This is a genomic window from Halosimplex litoreum, from assembly GCF_016065055.1.
In the GTDB taxonomy this organism is placed as follows: Archaea; Halobacteriota; Halobacteria; order Halobacteriales; family Haloarculaceae; genus Halosimplex; species Halosimplex litoreum.
Map to the genome: position 1 here is coordinate 1330451 of NZ_CP065856.1, position 20155 is coordinate 1350605.

The window sequence follows — 20155 nt, forward strand, 5'->3', positions numbered from 1 at the left end:
GCTGATCACTGAGGCCGAATTAAGTTGGCCAGTGCCGCGCCCCCGCTGGACCCGCCGTGGCCGACCGTCGCCGGCCGCCCGCTCACTCTGCCGGCCGCCCGCTCACTCTGCCGGCCGCCCGCTCACTCTGCCGGCCGCCCGCTCACTCTGCCGGCCGCCCGCTCACTCTGCCGGCCGCCCGCTCACTCTGCCGGCCGCCCGCTCACTCTGCCGGCCGTCCGGTCACTCGGCCGCCGCGCCGTCGCCGTCGACCAGTTCGAAGAGTGTGTCCCAGCCCTCGTCGGCCGGCAGTTGTGCGCGAACCTGCTCGAACTCGCCCGCAGGCGTCGCTTCGGCGACGACGGCGACGACCGTTCGGGCGTGGTGAGCCACGTCGGCCCGGTCGTCCGGTCCCGTCTGTCCCTCGCGTTCGGCGACGCGGTCGAGGAACTCGCTCCAGTCGAAATGCTGGCCGTGTTCGGTGACGGCGCCGGTGAGATAGAAGTCCACTTCCATCGGGAGCGGGGCGGCGAGATCGGTCGCCTCTCCCGCCTGGATCCGCTCGCCGAGCGCCGTCAGCGTCGCACGGGTCGCACGGACGGCTTCCCCCGTCCCGGGCAGTTCGAGTCGGTGCTGGACCGTGCCGGTGAACTCGTCGAAGTTCATGGCTTCGTGAGAGATAGGCCGAGCAGGCCCAAAAGCGCGCGACCGGCAAGTGTCGGGTCCGCCCTCGTTACTCCCCCTCGGAGTCCGACGCGACCGTCACACCGAAGGCGGCCGGGTCGGCGTCGGCGACCGGCGGGAGCCGCCGGAGTCGTGGGCGGACGAGCAGGTACAGCGCCGTGAAGCCGAACCCGAACGCGGCCAGCCCGACGGTTATCGTCGCGCCCAGCACCTGCGCGACGACGCCGCCGACCAGCGATCCGAGCGGAAGCGTCGCGCCGGAGGCGGTCCCCTTGATCGTCGAGACGCGACCGAGCAGGTCGGTCGGGAAGACGGTCTGGTTGAGCGTCGACGTGAGCACGCCGCTGGCGCCGGCGGGCACCCACGCGAGCCCGAACATAACGACGGTGAGCGCGGGCGACGGCGCGACCACCGCGCCGAGCCAGCACGCGGCCCCCGCGGCGTTGCCGACGAACAGCAGTCGGCCGTAGGCGACCCCCTCCAGGTACGGCGCGACGACCGAACCGACCAGCCGACCGACGCCGAGCGCGCCGAGCAGTGCCCCGTAGACGGCTGGACCGCCGAGCGCGTCGCCGTAGGCCGGGAGCACGGCGAGGGTCACGCCCGTCGCGAGGTTCGCCACCGCCGTCGTCAGGACGAGTTCGACGAAGACGGTGCCGCGCAGTACGCCGATCCCATCGCGCAGGTCCCCGACGTACGAGCCGAGGATCGACTCGTCGTCCCCACCCGTTTCTCCGCCGGGGTCGCCGTCCGCCGACCGCGACAGTGCGATCCCGCCGAACAGCAGGGCCGCCAGGGCGAACGTCCCCGCGTCGAAGATGAACAGCGCCGTCGCGCCGAAGACGGCGATGAAGGCGCCGCCGAGCGCGTCGAATATCATGTCCAGTCCGAGCGTGACCGTCGCGAGCGCGGAGTTTGCCCCCGATAGCTGCTCGTCTGGCACGATCCGCGGGACGACCGTCGCCTGCATCGGCGCCATCAGCAGCGTCGCGAGCGTCAACAGCGGGATGACGGCGAACAGGACGCCGACGGTCAGGTTCCCCGTCGTCGCCGCCAGCGGCAGCGCGAGGACGACGACGCCCTGCACGAGCTGGGACCCGACGAGGACGGGCCGCAGCGGGAGGCGGTCGACGACCGGGCCGGCGAGGATCTGCAGGAGCCACGGGAGCAACAGGACGGCGTTGGCGACGCCCGTGAGGACCGTCGACCCGCTCCGTTCGAAGACGAGCCACAGCACCGCGACGGTGTAGAGGCTGTCCCCGGCGTTGGTGACGAACTGCCCGGCGAAGAAGCGCCGGAAGTCGCGGTTGCGCCACAGCGACGGCTTCGCGGTGGTCTCGGCGGCGCCGGCCTCGGTGTCTCTCCCGTCGGCCGTCTCTGCCGCGGCGGTCATCGGGGACCACCCCCCAGAGACGAGTCGGAGGCGGTCAGCGGGTCAGAGGATGGTTCGAGCGACCGCGGCGGCCGCGAGCGATGCGACTGTCGTCGGCGCGATTCGTGCGTAGACGAGCCCCGGCCGGTGGCCGCGGGCTCGGCGGATGTCGGCATGTGCGTGTGTGTTCGACGGAGCGACTGCGGCTACGAGATGTAGCGAAGCGAACCCGAGTGCTGCAGCTATCGGGCCGCTCGCGCGGCGTGGAGCGGGGCGGGGTCGAACACCGGACGACCGACGATCCGGCGGGTCATAGAAGTCGTTCGGATCGTGCGGAAGCTTCCACATAGAACTAACGGCGGAGTGGTATCCGACCGCATTCCAGACGGCCAGTCCACGACCTCCGGACCGCGTCGGGCGGCTGCGATCGGTCAGCCGCGGACCGGTCCCACGTCGTGACGCAGCGCCCACCGGTCCTCGCGGGGGTCGAGCCGGTGGGGTTCGCTGCCGCGCTCGGTGAGGACACCGGCGTGGTACAGCATCGCCTTCAGCTGGAACACAGTCGGCGAGTGATAGGCGTTCCCGTCGGCCAGCGCCTCCGTCCGGAGGTCGCCGTCCTCGGTCAGCGCCCGCTCCCGGACGCCCTCGTCGCCGCGGAGGAACAGTTCGACGGTGAAGGTGGGGTGCAGTTCGTGGAGGTACTCGACGAACGCCCGGAGCGTCGGCCGGCGCTCGCCGTCGTCGTGCAGCGACTGGAGTTCGGTCACGAGCAGTTCGGTCGCGGGGTAGGCGTAGACGACGCGGCGGGCGAGCTGTCCCCACTTCGGGGCGACCTCGCAGAAGCGTTTTCGCGAGCGCTTCCAGTCCTCGAAGGTGTCGAGTGCGGCGTCGACGCTGCCGCACTCGGCGAGCGCGAAGCGAACGACTTCCCTCCCGAGCGCCGTCAGCGTCGTCCAGTTGGGCTCGACGGCGACGAGGTTCAAGAACTCGGCGCCGACGCGGGCGGCGTCGGTCGCGCCGACGACCCGCTCGGCGAGGACGGTCTCGGTGTCGCGCTCGTGGGCAACGGCGAGGGGGTAGGCGAGGTAGTTCTTGGGGTGGTTGAGCCCGAAGTTCTTGCCGGCGACGCCCTGGGTGCTGGCCTGGAAGCGGATCGAGGTGGCCGCGTCGGCGGTGCGGTTGCCGACGACCCGCGGGCGTTCGAGCGTTCGGACTGCACCGTCGTTCTCGACCGCGAGGACGCCGACGTTGCACTCTCTGGCGAGCGAACGGTCGGTCTGAGAGAGCGCCGTGGCGGGTGCGGCGAGGAAGGCGACGTTGGCCTCGCCGAGCCGATCCCTGGCTTGGACGATGCCGCGCTCGGTGTCGACGCCGCCGCCCGCGTAGCCCTTCGCTTCGACGGCGATCAGCGGCGGTTCGCCGCCGAGGCGGTCGACCGCCAGCAATTCGTCGTCGAGCGGGCGCACGCCGACGAGATCGGGGTAGCCCGAGCCAACCCGGACGTGGTTGAACGGCGCGAGCGCCTCGCGGACCGCCTCGTCGATCGTCGCCCGGTCGACCCACCGCTCCTGGGCGAACTGCGTGTCGACCACGGCGTAGGCATCGACGCCGTCCTCGGGGAACAGCCGCCGCTTCGTGTGGGCGAGCACCTGCGGTTCCGTCAGGTCACCGGCGGCCGCAGCCATGCGATCTCGACTGGCGAGCTCGCACAAAAAGGATGGTGTCGCGCTCCGCGGTGGCCGTTCGCCCGGGGCCTCCCGGCCGACGTTCGCCCACCGAACGGCTCGCCGGCCGGATCGCGCCGGAGCGACGCCACAGCCCGCGTTCGAGTCGGCACTCCGTACTCGGCTACGGTACCTATAAATCGTATGCCGCGATATAGAATCGAACGGGCGGAGGATCCAGGAGTCATCAATTGAGGTAATGGAAAAGTAGTTGGTTTCATAAATATACTGGATTGTATCTAACAAGAGAAACGCGTCTAGTAGCCATCATTCGGAACAAGTTACTAGTTGTCTTATAATAATTAGAGGTGATTCCATACTATCCCGTCCGGTGGTAGAGGGCGGATCCTCGTGTTCCCGATGTCCTACAATCTTCTCTTCTCCAAGATTGTGGGTGTCAGAAAATAGTTCTAAACACTCAAGGCGGCCACCAAATAGACGGTCAGTACAGTGTGTTGGCCAATCAGACGACCAGCCGGTTACCGATCTTACAGGGGTTACTCGTGAGGTGATGTACCATCGCCATGCCACGCAGCGAAGGAGGGGTGATTCAACAGTGTCTGGTATCGTTCTCCGAAACGATCCTCACCGCACCTGTCTCATGGTCGAACTCGAACTCGTTAATTGAGCAGTACCCCTGTGACTGTTCCATGATCGATTCGACGATATCAATGTCCTTCAGTTTCCCAAGAAGCAGGCGGATGGGGCCACCATGAGTCACGATGAGAATGGTCTCGCTTGATTCACACTCGGCCAGTGTTGTCTCCCACTGTTCAATGACACGATCGTGAACATCCATGAGACTTTCACCGCTTTCCGCTCGTCTGTGTGCTGCTTCTGAGCCAGTCTCTTCGAGATCGTGCTCAGGGAACCGCTCCGACATCTCATCGAACTGTAAGCCCTGGTAGACGCCAATGTCACGTTCGCGCCACGCCGATTCAAACGTGACGGGCGCATCGAAGTGGTCCAACAGGATTTCTACCGTCTCCTCCGTCCGATAAAGGTCCGACGACAGAACACGGTCGATATCATAGTTCTCTGTGAGGGCTGCGCCGAGTTGGTGGGCTTGCTCTCGACCGAGGTCGGTAAGTGGGGCGGGTGCCCATCCTTGCAATCGTTGCTTCCGATTCCACGTGGTCTCACCGTGCCGGGTTGCAACGATAGTTGCCATAAATTTTGACAGACCGAATGACGTTATGAGGATTCTGATTTGTCCCGCTATTCTCCTGTAACAGGCATCAGTCCTCAGCGTCAATTATTGAGTACGCAGGCACGTTGAGGAGGTGATTCAGCCACTCTCCTTTGAAATCATCTTCCCGCAATCGGTCAGTACAGACGAGTAACCGAGAGATGCGAGCAAACTCCCTCACGGAGGCGGGGCCCGACCTCCACACTTCTGATTTCACCGAAGTAACCTGTTATCGCTTGGATTAGGTTCTGACCTTGGGAGTGCTCTCTAGAAAACGCAAGCCAAGATGTCAACAACCTGCTTCGCAAGATCTTATTGGAGTGATCTGCAGGAGAATAGTTTTAATAAGGCTGCTATGTCAACTTAAAATAATGGTAAGGAAGCCTCCGAATTACTGTCCCGATTGTGGCAGCGAGTTACAGGAGAAGCACCACGATGGCCGTGAACGGGGGTATTGCCAGAATTGTAGCGAATTGTTTTTTCAAAGTCCACGCCCAACAGCATGGACAGTTGTCCATGAGGACGAGAAAGCGGTTTTTGTCAGGACTTCTAACGGACCTTGGTCTGTCCCCGGTGGATTCGTTGAGGTAGACGAATCCGCTGCGGAAGGGGCCGTCCGCGAACTCGAAAAAGAAACGAACTTGCGTGTAAGCTCCGAGCAAATCGAATTAATTCGCACTGGCTTCCACATGAACGATCCAGACGACGGTTCATTGCTCTCCATTTGCTTTGCTGTGCCTCGGTCCGAGGTCACCGGACAAATGAGACCGAAAAACGAGATCGCAGAGGTGGAATTCTGCTGCCCCGACTTGTTAGAGAAACGGGGCGAAAGAATTCGTTCGGTAGATGAACATCGACACGAGGTTGCTATACTAAAAGCCAGAAGTCTCTGAGTGACGCCTAGGCAGAACAATCGATCCAACGATTCCAAAGGTAGATTCTCTGAGAGAATATCCGATTACTTCTGGCATCCAGTATAGAACGGGTGAATAATCGAACGCACAGAAGCGTCACACGCTACCTATCTTCCCAAGGTGGTGGTAGCAGCTCTCCAAGAGACTGGATACGAAAGTCTGGCTTTGTATCGGGAGATGGATGATCATCATTCGAGAGCCAGACAGTGGTCATTCCGACATCCGCAGCACCTGTAACATCTTCTGCCACTGAATCGCCCACGAATACTGCATTCTGTGGCGATGTATTTAGTCGTGATAGCGCCTCTGAAAATGCCCTGCTATGTGGCTTGGCTGGAATATCGTTGCCAGCGAAGACGACCACATCTAGGTACTCCTCCAGTCCGATTGCTTCGATCTTGGCCTGTTGTTCGTCTTCTGGCCCGTTCGTCACAAGCCCTATGGGATAGCGTTCAGACAGTTGATTGATCACAGATTGTGCCCCGGGTCGGTAGTCGATACCCGCAGTTTCTCGCAATCGAGAGTACGTAGCAGCGGCCCTCTGTCCGACCGATGGGGGATACCCTTCAGTTTCGAGAAGGGTTACGAAGCATTTCTCACGTAGCTGACGTTTTCTGAATGTAGTAGATTCATATTGTTTCCGAACGGTAGCGTATTCCTCGGCGGAAAAGGGCTGTTCGATACCAAGGTGGTTGAACGTTCTGGCTAGAACTTCCGTGGTCGAGAGGCTCAATCGGATAATCGTCTTATCGAGGTCAAATAGAACTGTCTCGATTTGGTCCATCTTATTCTCAATTGTAGATTCCACTGAGATAAGTGAGTCGCTCTCACTGACAAGATGGATCGTTTATTACAGACGAGTGACCAAGAGGTGCGATCAACACCCTCACGGAGGCGGGGTCCGACCTCCACACTTCTATTCCAATACACGAAATGTTAAATCTCTCTCCTCATTACCTAGTCATATATGAGTGAATTGGATTGGGACGAGGAGTTTATTAGGGACAAAGAAGAGGACGAAGAGATCGAGCGAGCGATCGTCTATCTGGTTAATTCCTTCCAGAAGTCTGGCGACAACCCGAAGCCAGTCATCCTCCACAGCATTCGGGTCGGAATGGAACTGTACGATCGAGGGTACGAAGAACGTGTCGTTGTCGCTAGCATTCTACACGATTTGATAGAGGACACGGCCGTCAAGAAAGAGGACATCGCGTCGGAGTTCGGGGAGGAAGTCTCTGACATCGTGGAGGCTACCAGTTTCGATAGCGAGATAGAGGACTATACGGAGCGATACAAGGATACGCTGAACCGCTGCTTCGAAATGGGGAGAGAACCGGTGCTCATCAAGGCTGCAGATACTCTCGACAACAGTAACTACTACCACAAAGGCGACTCGGAAGAACTACGACGGAATGTGATAGAGAAGATGGAATTCTTCATCGAGAACTCTGAACCGTACATCGGAGACGAACTAATCTATCGGGATCTAAAAGAGCAATATGACCTCGTGAGAGACCGAGTTGACGTGGAGACGGACTAGTACTGCCCCGTTGGATCGTTCGACGAAGTTGGACAGCTTAGCTAACGCAGTGGTGTTTTGCCGCCGTCTACTGATGTATTGGACGTGGGTCGCGGGAGGAGAGCGGTGATCAGTTCGCAGTTCTACAACTCGGCTTTTTCATCCAAATTACGCCGAAGAAATGGGATTCCAACAGAGCCACCAAAACGGCAATCTGAGTTGCCTGTAGATCGTATACGCATTTGATCTCACAGGATGCACAAACCGGGTTCGTGGGGGATTTGCCTCGATACTCTTTTATCTCGCGTTTCAGAAATAGGGAGAAACGTGTCGGGGGACGACGAAGATTCTGAAGAGTATTGGGATATTGGAGAGTCCAAGTCCTTCAGCGAGGTTTATGACAAGAGATGCAGCTCGCAGCACCAACTCTCCGACTTCACGTATCCAGAACCAGATAGGACACCAGAGCCATACACGTCGCCGGTACCGGCGCTCATCGAGCATTACATCGACTACCTGGACTCACGTCTTGCAGCCGGCCAGAACTTCCAGAAGGCGGTTTCGGAGACGCCACTCCCGGACCACGCCTTCGAGGACCAGATCCAACGCGTTCGTTCACGCACGTTAGACTTCGAAACGGCCATCCGAGTTGTAATGTTCATCGAAGCCACGGGCATGAGCGCCCGCGACTTTGCTGCCAAATCCGAATATACGTGGTTCCGAGAGATGATCGGGATGGAGAATCCGATCAGCCACCCGACACCGGGTAATGCGAAGGATCGGCGCTTCGATTTCGAATTACGCCGATTCCTTCGGCAGTTTACGGACAAAGCGATCCGGACGGGTCACTCTCACGGGACGCACTGGAAGTTCATCGAAGAGCACCCCGACCGGGAGTTCGATGGCGATGGTGAGACGAATATCGATCCGGACGCAATTAAGGAACGAGCGTCGGACCGGGCGTGTGAACTCGTCTTCCCAAACTGGAAATGTGGACGGAGCGATTTCGAGCACCTTTGCCAGCTGCTCTACATGGGCATGGTTGATTCATCCGCCGACCAAGGACCGCGGCGCTTCCAACGGAACACAGGCCGAGGAACCGCAGCAACGCGCTTCCGTGATATCATCAAGCGCTACGGTGAAGAAGACGTGCTCGACGCGTTCCACGACTCGGTGAGTGCTGTCGTCGATGAACTCCGGGACGAAAATGAGGACCTGTTTCCCGACAATCTCCGACTCGCCATTGACGAAACCGTCTCGGACTATTACGGCGAGCCCGACCCGAACGACCGGATGGCCGAAGTCGTCCACGGAATGGCTCCGAGTCACGACTCGCCATACGCATTGAAATATGGTACCGTCACGACCACGCGGGAAGCCTCGCTCCCGATTGTGCTTGGCCTGTATCGAATGACTGCCGCATCGGAGTGGGGTGGCGAGACAACCCACAAGCACGTGATGGTCCAGGATCTCCTCGAACAGGCCGAAACGTACGGATCACCCGAGTTCTTGGTGGCTGACCGCGCGTTCGATGGTTACCAAGTCCTGGCGACGGCAATGAATCGAAATCTCGAACTGCTGACGCCGCTACGGAAGAACAAGTATCAGAAGGCGCACTGCTGGCACATGGAGATCGTTGATATTGACGTGGATGTCCCGTCGTTTATCCTCGAAACGACGGTCGAAGAGAATGGTTGGGACTTCGACCCTGACGTGGTGAACGAATTGTATGTGCCCTCGACACGCGAGAACGTACGCACGTCGGTGTTCCGGACTACGAATCCGTGGATAGCCGAGGATACGGCTGAAGAGTACGTCACCCGATACAGTAGTCGGTGGCAAATAGAGTCCGAATATCAGGTTGTCCGCCAGGAGTTCTGGCCCGATATTCGAACCCACCGCTATGCGAGTCGGCTGTTTTACTTCGCCTTCGGATGTGCCATGCAGAACGCTTGGCGGTTGGCCGACTACTGGACGCAAATGGAATTATTCGGTCGATTCGACCACGAAGATCGCGTCCTTCGAGCCGGGGAGTTCGTTGACTTCGCTACATCATTTACCGAAGATTGAACGGCGGACCCTTCGGTTTTCTAGAACTCTAGTAAAAGAATAGAGCTTTCCATGCTGTGAGTCTGGACGGACAACTGAGAGCACGACTTTATTTCACGCGCTTAGTTTTCCACGGGTCTCGATTGAGGAGTCCTGAGGATCCGGCTACGTCCGGTACAGCGAGTGAGATGCGCGATTTTGGCTGGATCGGGGACGGATCTCGGATTCTTCGACGCCAAGGCCCGGTCGTATCCGAAGATCGACCGTTCAGAAGGGGGCCGGAGAACGACGACAGGCCCTGCGGGCAGACGCTCTCTCGCTGCTTCCCGCCGAATATCGTGCCCTCGGGGATGGAGGGGCACCGGTCACGGTAGCCGATGCCGCCTCGCTAGTCGTCGGCCCCCACCCGTTCGAGGAACTCGTCGGGAAGCTGGTCTACTTCTCCGACCTGGACGCGCCAGAGGTCGGCGTAGGTCCCGTCCTCGGCGAGCAGCTCGTCGTGCGTCCCCTCCTCGACCAGCTGTCCGTCGTCGAGGACGAGGATGCGGTCGGCGTCCCGCACCGTCGAGAGCCGGTGGGCGATGACGAAGGTCGTCCGGTCGGCCGTGATCTCCGCCAGGTTCCGCCGGATGAGCACCTCCGTCTCGTTGTCGACGTGACTGGTGGCTTCGTCGAAGACCAACACCGAGGGGTCCCGGACCAGCGCCCGCGCGATCGCGACGCGCTGGCGCTGGCCGCCCGAGAGTTTCACGCCGCGCTGGCCCACGTGTGTCTCGTAGCCGTCCTCCAGATCCGCGACGAACTCGTGGGCGCCGGCCTCTCTCGCCGCCGCGACGACCTCCTCGTGGCTCACCCCTTCCTCGCCGTAGGCGACGTTCTCCGCCACCGTCCCGTCGAAGAGGAACGACTCCTGGTCGACGTAGCCGACGGCCGCCCGGAGGTCCTGTCGCGAAACGTCGGTGACGTCGCGACCGTCGAGGCGGATCACGCCGTCGTCGGGCTCGTAGAAGCGCAACAGGAGCTTGATCAGCGTCGACTTCCCGGCGCCGGTCGAACCGACGATACCGACCGTTTCACCGGGCTCGACGTCGAACGAGACCGAATCGACGACCGCCTCGTCGGTGCCGGGGTAGGAGAAGGTTACGTCCTCGTAGGCCACGTCACCGTCGACCCGTTCGACCGGCTGGGCGTCGGTGTCCTCTGTGACGCGGTCGTCGGCGTTGCGCACACCGACGATACGCGCGGCCGACGAGTTCACCCACTGATAGATGCCGACGAGCGCCGAGAGGAACTCGATGCCACCCTCCATGTTCCGCATGTAGAACAGGAACGGCACGAGTTGACCGACCGTGAGCGTTCCCGTGAAAAACAGCGGCGGGCCGTCGATGACCCACAGGCCGCCGACTATCATCACGACGACGAGCACGAGGCCGGTCACGCCCTGTACGAGCGGGGTCTGCTGGATCCGCTTGCGTGTGCCGGTCCAGGATTTGTCTCGGAGATCTCCGGAGCGCCCCGTGAACCGCTCCCGCTCGACGCCCTCCGCGGCGTTGGCCTTCACCACGTCCATCCCGCCGAGCGTGGACTCCATCCGGGCGTTGAGTCGCCCCTCGGCGCGCTGGATCGGCGGATAGAGATCGCTCAGCGCCCGCGAGAAGTGGATGTTGATGGCAGCCAGGATGGGGAGCAGCAGGAACACGACGGCCGTGAGTTGCCAGTTCAGGTAGGCCATAAAGGCCAGCGCGCTGAGGAGGGTGACCGACGTGCCCACCGCCCAGCGTGCGCTCTTCGACAGCCCGCGTTCCAGCGTGTTCACGTCGTCGTTGAGCGCGCTCATCACGTCGCCGGTCTGGTGCGTGTCGAAGAACGCGAGCTCCTGGTGCTGTGCGGAATCGAACGTCTGGACGCGGACGTCGTCGACGACGCGCTGGCCGAACAGCTCCCAGAGGACGTTCTTGCCGATAGCCACGAAGACGCCCACGGTACCGCTGACGGTCAAGAAGCCGCCGACGAACCAGAGTTGCCCCTCGGTGCTCGTGGGCACCCACGTGTCGGGCACGAGCGGGACCGTCAGCGGCTGGGAACTGAACACGCTGTCGAAGCCGACGCCGATGACGTACACCGAGAGGTTGCTGTTCACCGCCGCGACGATCGTCAACAACACGGCCGCGGCGAACAACCCCAGATGGTGGCGGCCGGCGTGCCGGATGACGTAGAAGAAGGGGTACTCCACGTCGGACTCCTCGGCGAGGTCCGGCTCGCTCATCGGCTCACCTCCACGAACTCCTCGGAGACGGCGTCGATGTCCCCGACTTGCACCTTCCAGAGGTCGGCGTAGCGGTCGTCCCGTTCGAGGAGTTCCTCGTGGGTGCCTTCGGCCGCGATGGCGCCGTCGTCGACGACGAGGATCCGGTCCGCGTCCCGAACCGTCGAGAGCCGGTGGGCGATGGCGAACGTCGTGCGCTCGCCGGCCATCGATTCGAGCGAGCGCTGTATCTGCACTTCCGTCTCGTTGTCGACGTGGCTGGTCGCCTCGTCGAGGACGAGGAGTTTCGGTTCGCGCAACAGGGCTCGCGCGATGGCGACACGCTGGCGCTGCCCGCCGGAGAGCTTCACGCCGCGCTCGCCGACCGCCGTGTCGTACCCCTCCGGGAGTCGCGCGACGAACTCGTGTGCGCCCGCGAGCGTCGCCGCGCGGACGATTCCGTCGGCCGGTTCGTCCGTATCGAAGCGGTCCTCGGCGGCGTACGCGATGTTCTCGGCGATCGTCCCGTCGAACAGCTGCGGGTCCTGCGAGACGTAGCCCAGCTGCCGGCGCAGGCTCCGCAGGCTCACGTCCTGGACGTCTTGCCCGTCGATTCGGATCGTTCCGCTGTCGGGCTCGTAGAAGCGAAAGAGGAGCTTGACGAGCGTCGACTTGCCGGCGCCAGTGGAGCCGACGACGCCGACGAGTTCGCCCGGTTCGGCCGTGAACGAGACGTTTTCGACGGTGGACTCGTCGGCGCCCTCGTAGGCGAAAGTCACGTCGTCGAACTCGACGCGGCCCTCGGTGACTGTCAGTTCGTCGCCCTCGTCGGACCCGACGCGACGCGCCGGATCCGAGAGGAGACCGTCGATACGCTTGGAGGACGCGAGCGCGTCCTCGTAGGCGTCGACGGTGTCGACGGCGAGGTCTTTGACCGGTTCCAGGAACCCTCGCGAGTACAGCATGAACGTCAGGAGGGCGCCCGCAGTGAACGTGCCCGAGAAGAACGCGGGCGGGCCGGCGACGACCCAGTAGCCGCCGAGGAGGAAGACGACCTTCCCGAGGACGTTGTTCGACATCCACGTCACGAGGTCGAAGCCCAGGCGCAGACGGATGGTCTCCCAGTTGTTCTTCCTGTATCGCTTCGACGTTTCGGCGACGCGTTCGCGCTCGAACTCCTCGCGGGTGAACGCTTTCACCGTGCGAACGCCGTTCAGCGAGTCCTCCAGGCGGGCGTTCAGCTCACCGACGGTCTCGCGGACGGCTTCGTGGCGCGGTTGCAGCATCCGGGCGTAGACGCGACTGGCGACCGCGACGAACACGGGGATGACGGCGAGTACGAGCGCTAGCTGCCAGTTCAGCAGCGCCATCAGGGCGAACGCGACCACGACCTGCGCGACGCGGTTCGTGGCGCTGTAGACGGCGCCGACGATACCGCCGAAGTTCTCCGTGTCGTTGTGGACGATGCTCATCACGTCGCCGCTCTGAGAGTCGTCGTAGTAGCGCATCCGCAGGTCCGTCGCGGCGTCGTAGGCGTCCGTGCGCAGGTCGTGGGTCATCGCGACGTTTCCCCGGTTCTGGAACCACGAGGAGAGCCAGTCGAGCCCGTTCTGCGCGACGAACGCGGCCGCGAGAACCCCCGCCGTCAGCCAGAGTTGCGCGACCTGCCCCGCCGGGATCCACGCGTCGGGGACGAGGGGCAGGCTGTACGCCCGGTCGCTCAGGAGGACGGCGTCGAAGGCGACGCCGATGACGAACGCCGGGGCGCGCTGGGGGATCCGAGCGAGCAACAGCGCGAGGAGCCCGAGTCCGAAGTTCGCCGCCTCCGGGCGGGCGTACTCCCGGAGGAGCTTCACGAGCGGGTTCTCGCTCGTGCTCATCGATTCACCTGCGCGTGGTTCGGGCCGGACCGACCGGCGCCGGGCTGTGCTCGCAGTGGCGTGTGTGTCGACATCCGTATCGGTGGTGGAAGTCGGTGAAACGACGATTCGAACGACGGAGCGAGGGAGCGTCCCGGCGCGGCCGGCGGGTGAAGCCCGACCGGGTTACGCCAGAGCACTGTCCGCTACCGTAGATCCGTGCCAGAGCACGGGTCCGAGTCCGGTAGCAGACATCATACCGCGATGAACAATGGTGTGGGATTTAAATTTTGGGGATCTAAGATGTGTAGAGTTTCGACATGTCCGTCGCTGCACAGTATCGGCCGAGCCGACTATCGGTCCGAGTGCGATCGGTCGCCCGCTCGAGGATCTCGTGGCTCTCCGGCGCTCGGCGCGCCCACTCGTTTCACTTCTTGGAGCCGAAGCTCACGCACCCGAGACAGGTCTTCGAGAATACCATCCCAGTGTAACCGAGCCTGGTGAGCCCCGTTCAGGGCGCTTCCTGGATCGCGAGTTCGCCGTCCTCGGGCTCGGCGAGGAAGTAGACGTGGCTGAACGGCTCGTCGGCGTCTTCGCCCGTCCCGTGCCAGTGCTCCTCACCGGGTTCGAAGACGACCAGGTCGCCTTCCGAGACCTCGCGTTCGCCTTCGCGGTTGCCGATCATGCCGGTGCCCTCCGTGACGTAGAGGATCTGGACGCCCGCGTGGGCGTGGAACTTGGTGCGCTCGCCGGGGCGGAAGGTCACTTCGGCGGCGTTGACGCTGGTCCCGTCGAACGCGCTCTCGATACCCTCCGAGAGCAGCGGTGTTCCGACCTGTACCGGGTGGTCCGTCTCCTCGCTGTCGGCCGAGTCCAGACTGGTAACGTCCATGGTTCGGACAGAACTTGGGCCGTTTCGTCCTTCAGTCCGATGCTATGCTGAAAGCCCGTTCAAGTACACCCTGTTCGCTTTCGGGGGCGGTCCCCCAGTAGAACAGGCCGACGCCGACCACGGTGACGATAGCCAGGATGGTCAGCGGGACGCTGTACCCGCCCGTGACGCCGCGGAGCGCGCTGATGGCGAGCGGCGAGAGGAAGGCCGCGCCGGCCGTCGAGGTGTTGAGGAGGCCGACGGTCGCCGTCGCGTTGTCGGCGCCGAATCGCGTGAGCACGATCGGTGACCAGAGCGCGGCAAGCGTCCCGTTGCCGATGCCGAACCCGACCAGCACGGCGTACAGCGCGGGTCGCGACCCGACTGCCGGGAGCACGAGGACGCACGCCGCGGCAAGCGCCACGCAGGCCGCGAACACGGTGCGCGGTCCGAGGCGGTCGCCGACGAAGCCGCCGCCGACGCGAGCGAAGATGCTGACGCCGCCGACGAGGCCGAACGCGCCGGCGGCGACGGCGGCGTCGATGCCGTTCGTCGTGAGGATGTCGACCAGTTGTGACGAGAGGACGTAGTACCAGCCCCACAGCAGGCCGTAGCCGAGCGCCGCGCCGACGAAGTCCCTGTCGGTGAGTCGGCCGCGCAGCCAGTCGAGGCCGACGGTGCCCGTCGACTCCGAGTGTCCCGGGGGCCGCCGGAAGACGAGACTCGACAGGAGGACGACGACGGCGGCCGCGCCGGCGACGACGGCGAAGGCGGTGCGGAAGTCCACCCGCTCGAACAGCCAGAGCCACGCGAACGGGATCGTCAGCACGCCGAGGCCGTTGCCCGCCATCGTGATGCCCATCGCCGTGCCCTCGTGGGCGTCGAACCACTGCGGGACGAGCGAGACGACGACGATGAAGGCCGTGCCGCCGGCCGTCCCGAGCAGCGCGAACGCGGCGACGACGCCGACGTACGAGTCGACGGCGCCGAGTCCGGCGGCGGCGACCGCAAGGCCGACGCCGGCGACGGCGACGACCGACCGCAGCGGGAATCTGGCGGCGACGACGCCGAAGACGCCGCCCGAGATCAGGAACACCGCGGTCGTGATCGAGAACACCGAGGAGGCCTGCAGGTCGGTGAGACCGAACGCGGTCGAGAGCTGGCCCACGTAGACGGTGAACGTGAAGATGACGCCCCAGATGGTCGTGAGCATGGAGACGCCCAGCGCGACGAGCAGCCAGCTCCGCGCGGAGTCGAGGGCCGCTTCGTGCGCGTCGGACGCGTCAGTCGTCACGATTCGAGGTCTCGGACCCGCTCATACCGTCTGGCCTCCGTCGACGACCAGGGGGTGGCCGAGGACGAACGACGCGGCGTCCGAGCACAGCCAGACGACGGCGTTGGCGATCTCCTCGGGGTCGCCCATCCGTCCGATCGGCTCCTGGTCGACCGCCGCCTCGCGGCCGCCCTCCCTGTTGTCGGTGACGCGGTCCATCATCGACGTGTCGACGATGCCGGGACAGACGGCGTTGATACGGAGCTCGGTGTCGGCGTATTCGAGCGCCGCCGACTTCGTGAGCCCGACGACGCCGTGTTTCGCGGCGGTGTAGGCGACTTCGGGGAAGCCCCTGACCCCGGCGCCCGAGGAGACGTTGACGATCGCTCCGCCCGCCTCGCGGACGTGCGGGATCTGGTACTTCATCGAGAGGAAGACGCCGCGCAGGTCGGTGTCGAGGATGCGGTCCCACGCTTCGATCGACAGGTCCGCGGCCTTCACCGCGTCCTGCTCGACGCCGGCGTTGTTGCAGGCGTAGTCGAGCCGGCCGAACTCCGCGACCGTCGCCTCGACCGCCGCCCGCACCTCGTCGGCCTCGCGCAGGTCGCACGTAACGGCGAGGGCGTCGCTGCCCAGTTCCTCGATCCGCTCGGCCGTCTCCTCGTTGCCGTCCTCGTCGATGTCGGCGACGGCGACGGCGGCGCCCTGCTGGGCGAACGCCAGCGCCACCGCGCGACCGATGCCGCCCGCCGCGCCGGAGACGAACGCGACCTCGTCCTCGAAATCGAAGTACTCGCCCTGTGGCGTCGGAAACTCCCGTTCAGTCATCGAGTTTCACCGTGACTTTCAGCGCCGCTGCAGCGTTCATGTAGGCACCCTTTCGGGCCGACCGCCCTGAGCGTGATGCTAGCTGGAAAGCGTGTTTAAGTCGGGTTCCGTCCCGAGCGTCGACGTGAGCAGTTGCCGCTCGCCCCTTCGGAGCAGGCTCGACATGGACGGCTGGGAGATACCCATCTCCTCGGCCAGTTCCTCGGTGCTGGCCTGTCGCGGGCTCTCGTAGTAGCCGCGGCTGATGGCGAGGGTGAGCGCCTCGTGCTGGCGGTCGGTCAGTCCGTACTGCGAGGACTCGTCGTCCTCGGAAGGGTTCTGGGCGATCGAGATCAGGTCGATATCGATGCCGTACTCCTCGCAGCGGGCGCGCATCCCGTTGAACGCCTCGTAGTGCTGGAAGAGCTTCTTCTCGTACCAGCCCTCCGGCGTGACGACCGTCGGCTCCATCTGGGTGGCGGTGAACCGCTCGGGGGAGAACGCCTCCGAGACGACATCGGCCAGTTCGATGGTGACCTGATAGACGTCTTTTCCGCTGGCCCGTCCCAGCGACGTGACCTCGACCACCTCGTCGAACGCCAGGAGGTCGTCCTCGGTGACGCTCTCGTCCGGTTCGAGATAGACGACGAACACGCGGGCGTCGTGTTCGAGACAGAGCCCGTGGACGCACTCGAACTGCCCGGAGTCGAGCGACTCGGCGAGACCGACGAACGGGAGATGGGGCGAACGGATGAGAAATTCGGTCGTGACGGTCATCGGGCGAGCGTTCGCCGCGCGCATAGTTAAGCGTCGGGACTCGCGGGGTAACGGCGGCTTCGACCGGAATTCGGACGGCCGTCCGAGCGCCGGCCGGCCAAACACCGATAGGAACGGAACGAGAAGGCAGTATCAGTGACACATCCCCCACACAGCGACCCGGCCGACGAGGTGCTCGCCGATTCGGGGGTCGACGAGTCGGGGCTGTCGACCGGCGAGGCGAGCGAGCGGCGCGCGGCGCACGGCCCGAACGAGATCGCCCGCGGCGAGGGACGCTCGCCGGTCGGCATCTTCCTCGCGCAGTTCGACAGCTGGCTCATCTGGGTGTTGCTCGCCGCCGCGGCGCTGTCGGTGTGGGCCGGCCACGCCGTCGACGCCGTCCTCATCGCCGTCATCGTCGTCGCGAACGGCGTCTTCGGGTTCGTCCAGGACTACCGCGCCGAGCGGAGCCTCGAGTCGCTGCGGGAACTGACCGCACCGACGGCCGTCGTGCGCCGCGACGGCGAGACCGTCGAGGTTGCGGCGAGCGAACTGGTACCTGGTGACGTGGTCGAGCTGTCGGACGGCGACGTGGTACCGGCCGACGGCCGGCTCGTCGGGGCGACGGGGCTGGAGGTCGACGAGGCGGCGCTGACCGGCGAGAGCCTCCCCGTCTCGAAGGGAATCGAGCCGGTCGACGCCGACGCGCCGCTGGCCGAGCGGTCCTCGATGGTGTACAAGTCCACGGCGGTCACCCGGGGGAAGGCCGCCGTCGTCGTGACCGCGACCGGCGAGGACACGGAGGTGGGCGCGATCGCCCGGCAACTCGCCGCCACGGAGGAGACCGAGACGCCGCTGCAGGCCGAGCTGGACGACCTCGGCCGGACGCTCGGGCTGGGCGTCGTCGGGCTGGCCGCGCTGGTCGTCCCCCTGCTGTGGTTCCGCGGCGTCGAGCCGCTACAGACGGCGCTGACGGCGATATCGCTGGCCGTCGCGGCCGTCCCGGAGGGGCTGCCCGCGGTCGTGACGCTGACGCTCGCGCTGGGCGTCCGGCGGATGGCCGACGAGAACGCCCTCGTGCGGCGGCTGCCCGCCGTCGAAGCCCTGGGCGCCGTCGACGTGGTCTGTACCGACAAGACCGGCACGCTCACCGAGGGGCGGATGGCCGTCAGCCGGCTGTGGGTCGACGGCGGCGTCGTCGACTTCGACGAGGTGGCCGGCGGGGCGGAGGGCGACGGGTCGGCCGCCGCTAACGGCGGCGCGATAGCGGGGGTCGACTCCGAGAGGGACGGGCCTCCCGCCGAGGGCGACCGCGTCGACGTGCTCCTCCGGGCGGGCGCGCTATGCAACGACGCGACCCCCGACGAGGGCGACCCGACCGAGCGGGCGCTGGTCGCGGCCGCGGCCGAGCGGGGGTTCGACGTGGAGCGGATCCGGGCGGAGACGCCCAGAACCGACGAGATCCCCTTCTCCTCGGAGCGCAAGTGGATGGGAACGGTCCACGGGGACCGCGCCTACGTCAAGGGCGCCCCGGAGGTCGTCGTCGAGAAGTGCTCTCGCGTGCTGACCGACGACGGCCCGGTCGAACTGGACGAGGCGGGCGCCGAGCGGATCGCCGAGCGGACCCGCGAGTTCGCCGACGACGCGCTGCGGGTGCTCGCGGTCGCCTACACCGAGGACGGCCGCGGGTTCGAGGCGGACGGCGAGGGCGAACTCGACGGCGCCGACGACCTGGAGGACCTGGTGTTCGTCGGCCTCGTGGGGATGCTCGACCCGCCGCGGGCGGAGGTGGCCGACGCCATCGAGCGCACGCGGCGAGCGGGTATCGACGTGACGATGATCACCGGCGACAACGTGCGGACGGCCGCGGCCATCGGCGCGGAGTTGGGACTCGGCGGCGACGTGGTCGGCGGCGGGGAGATCGAGGGACTGAGCGACGACGAACTCCGCAGGCGCGTCACCGAAGTCGACGTGTTCGCGCGTGCCTCCCCGGAGCACAAGGTCCGGGTGCTGGGTGCGTTGCAGGCGAACGACCGCACCGTCGCGATGACGGGCGACGGGGTCAACGACGCACCGGCGCTGAAAAACGCCGACGTGGGCGTCGCGATGGGCGTCCGCGGGACCGACGTGGCAAAGCAGGCGAGCGACGTGGTGTTGCTCGACGACAACTACGCGACCATCGCGCGGGCGGTCGAGCGCGGCCGGGCCATCTTCGACAACGTCTGGAAGTTCGTCGCGTACCTGTTGAGTGCCAACGTCGCCGAGGTCGCGATCGTCTTCCTCGCCTCCCTGTGGGGGTATCTCGTCCTCCCGGCGGTCCAGCTGCTGTGGATCAATCTGCTGACCGACGGGCTGCCGGCGCTGGCGCTGGGGGCCGACCCCGAGAGCGGCGACGTGATGGAGCGGCCGCCCCGGGACCCGGACCAGGGGATCGTCGACCGGAGCATGCTCGGGGTCGTCGGCGGCACCGGGGTGGTGACGACCGCCGTCATGCTCGGCCTCCTCGCGCTCCTGCTCGACGGCGCCGCCGGGGTCAGCGACTACGTCCGGACGATGATATTCACGACGTTCGTCGTCCTGGAGTTCGGGAAGCTGTTCGTCGTCCGCTGGCTGCGCGAGACGCCGACGCTGTCGAACCGCTGGCTGTTCGCCGCCGTCGCGGGCTCGCTGACCCTGCAGCTGGCCGTGCTGTACACCCCGTTGGGCGAGCAGTTCGAGACGGTCGCGCTCGGGGTCGGCGACTGGGGGATCGTCGCCGGCGTCCTCGGCGTCACGCTCCCGGCGTACCTGCTCGTGGCCGTGGGCGTGCGGCGCCTGCGCGACGTGGACGCGGCGGCGAACGCGAGCCCCGCGGCGGGAGCGGACGGCCCGTGACGAGCGGAGCCGGCGACGAACCCCCGTGAGACCGGCCGCA

Annotated in this window: 15 protein-coding genes; 4 read left to right on the forward strand and 11 right to left on the reverse strand. The window is 64.8% G+C overall.

The genetic code is table 11. The features are described from left to right. Nucleotides 1-222 precede the first annotated feature (222 nt). The 4 genes from I7X12_RS06520 to I7X12_RS06535 form a co-directional block, all read right to left on the reverse strand. The gene (locus I7X12_RS06520; protein ID WP_198063038.1) at nt 223-645 is read right to left on the reverse strand and encodes a DUF2267 domain-containing protein; all 423 of its coding nucleotides are present in this window, start codon (nt 643-645) and stop codon (nt 223-225) included. 67 nt (nt 646-712) lie between these two features. Next, entirely contained in the window at nt 713-2056 is a 1344-nt protein-coding gene (locus tag I7X12_RS06525) for an MFS transporter (RefSeq protein ID WP_198063039.1), read from the reverse strand. Nucleotides 2057-2466: 410 nt separating this feature from the next. Then, the gene (locus tag I7X12_RS06530; RefSeq protein WP_198063040.1) at nt 2467-3720 is read right to left on the reverse strand and encodes a hypothetical protein; all 1254 of its coding nucleotides are present in this window, start codon (nt 3718-3720) and stop codon (nt 2467-2469) included. A gap of 589 nt (nt 3721-4309) precedes the next feature. Beyond that, entirely contained in the window at nt 4310-4930 is a 621-nt protein-coding gene (locus tag I7X12_RS06535; protein WP_198063041.1) for a histidine phosphatase family protein, read from the reverse strand. Between the two features lie 389 nt (nt 4931-5319). Here I7X12_RS06535 and I7X12_RS20855 point away from each other — a divergent pair, with 389 nt between their 5' ends. Next, complete coding sequence (locus I7X12_RS20855; protein WP_198063042.1) at nt 5320-5841, forward strand: NUDIX hydrolase; 522 nt, start codon at nt 5320-5322, stop codon at nt 5839-5841. Nucleotides 5842-5965: 124 nt separating this feature from the next. On the opposite strand, the gene I7X12_RS06545 is transcribed toward I7X12_RS20855, so the two are convergent. Then, nucleotides 5966-6646 (reverse strand): HAD family hydrolase, encoded by a 681-nt coding sequence (locus tag I7X12_RS06545; protein WP_198063043.1) that lies wholly within the window; start codon nt 6644-6646, stop codon nt 5966-5968. A 183-nt stretch (nt 6647-6829) separates the two neighbouring features. Between I7X12_RS06545 and I7X12_RS06550 the strand changes: the two genes are divergently transcribed. After that, nucleotides 6830-7402, forward strand: coding sequence for an HD domain-containing protein (locus I7X12_RS06550; RefSeq protein ID WP_198063044.1), 573 nt, complete (start codon nt 6830-6832; stop codon nt 7400-7402). A 306-nt stretch (nt 7403-7708) separates the two neighbouring features. Next, nucleotides 7709-9451, forward strand: coding sequence for a transposase (locus I7X12_RS06555; RefSeq protein WP_198063045.1), 1743 nt, complete (start codon nt 7709-7711; stop codon nt 9449-9451). A 367-nt stretch (nt 9452-9818) separates the two neighbouring features. Here I7X12_RS06555 and I7X12_RS06560 read toward each other — a convergent pair whose 3' ends face one another. The 6 genes from I7X12_RS06560 to I7X12_RS06585 all read right to left on the reverse strand — a co-directional run bounded on the left by I7X12_RS06560 (nt 9819) and on the right by I7X12_RS06585 (nt 17262). After that, nucleotides 9819-11696 carry an ABC transporter ATP-binding protein gene (locus I7X12_RS06560; RefSeq protein WP_198063046.1) on the reverse strand — a complete coding sequence of 626 codons (1878 nt, stop codon included), beginning with the start codon at nt 11694-11696 and terminating at the stop codon, nt 9819-9821. After that, nucleotides 11693-13555 (reverse strand): ABC transporter ATP-binding protein, encoded by a 1863-nt coding sequence (locus I7X12_RS06565; RefSeq protein WP_198063047.1) that lies wholly within the window; start codon nt 13553-13555, stop codon nt 11693-11695. Before I7X12_RS06565 ends, I7X12_RS06560 begins: the two co-directional genes overlap by 4 nt. A gap of 490 nt (nt 13556-14045) precedes the next feature. Continuing rightward, the gene (locus tag I7X12_RS06570) at nt 14046-14426 is read right to left on the reverse strand and encodes a cupin domain-containing protein (protein WP_198063048.1); all 381 of its coding nucleotides are present in this window, start codon (nt 14424-14426) and stop codon (nt 14046-14048) included. Between the two features lie 31 nt (nt 14427-14457). Next, nucleotides 14458-15699 (reverse strand): MFS transporter, encoded by a 1242-nt coding sequence (locus I7X12_RS06575; protein ID WP_198063049.1) that lies wholly within the window; start codon nt 15697-15699, stop codon nt 14458-14460. 21 nt (nt 15700-15720) lie between these two features. Further along, on the reverse strand, nt 15721-16506 hold the full coding sequence (locus I7X12_RS06580; RefSeq protein ID WP_198063050.1) for a glucose 1-dehydrogenase: 786 nt from the start codon (nt 16504-16506) through the stop codon (nt 15721-15723). Between the two features lie 78 nt (nt 16507-16584). Continuing rightward, complete coding sequence (locus I7X12_RS06585; protein WP_198063051.1) at nt 16585-17262, reverse strand: helix-turn-helix domain-containing protein; 678 nt, start codon at nt 17260-17262, stop codon at nt 16585-16587. A gap of 135 nt (nt 17263-17397) precedes the next feature. Between I7X12_RS06585 and I7X12_RS06590 the strand changes: the two genes are divergently transcribed. Continuing rightward, nucleotides 17398-20115 carry a cation-translocating P-type ATPase gene (locus I7X12_RS06590; RefSeq protein WP_198063052.1) on the forward strand — a complete coding sequence of 906 codons (2718 nt, stop codon included), beginning with the start codon at nt 17398-17400 and terminating at the stop codon, nt 20113-20115. Nucleotides 20116-20155: the final 40 nt, after the last annotated feature.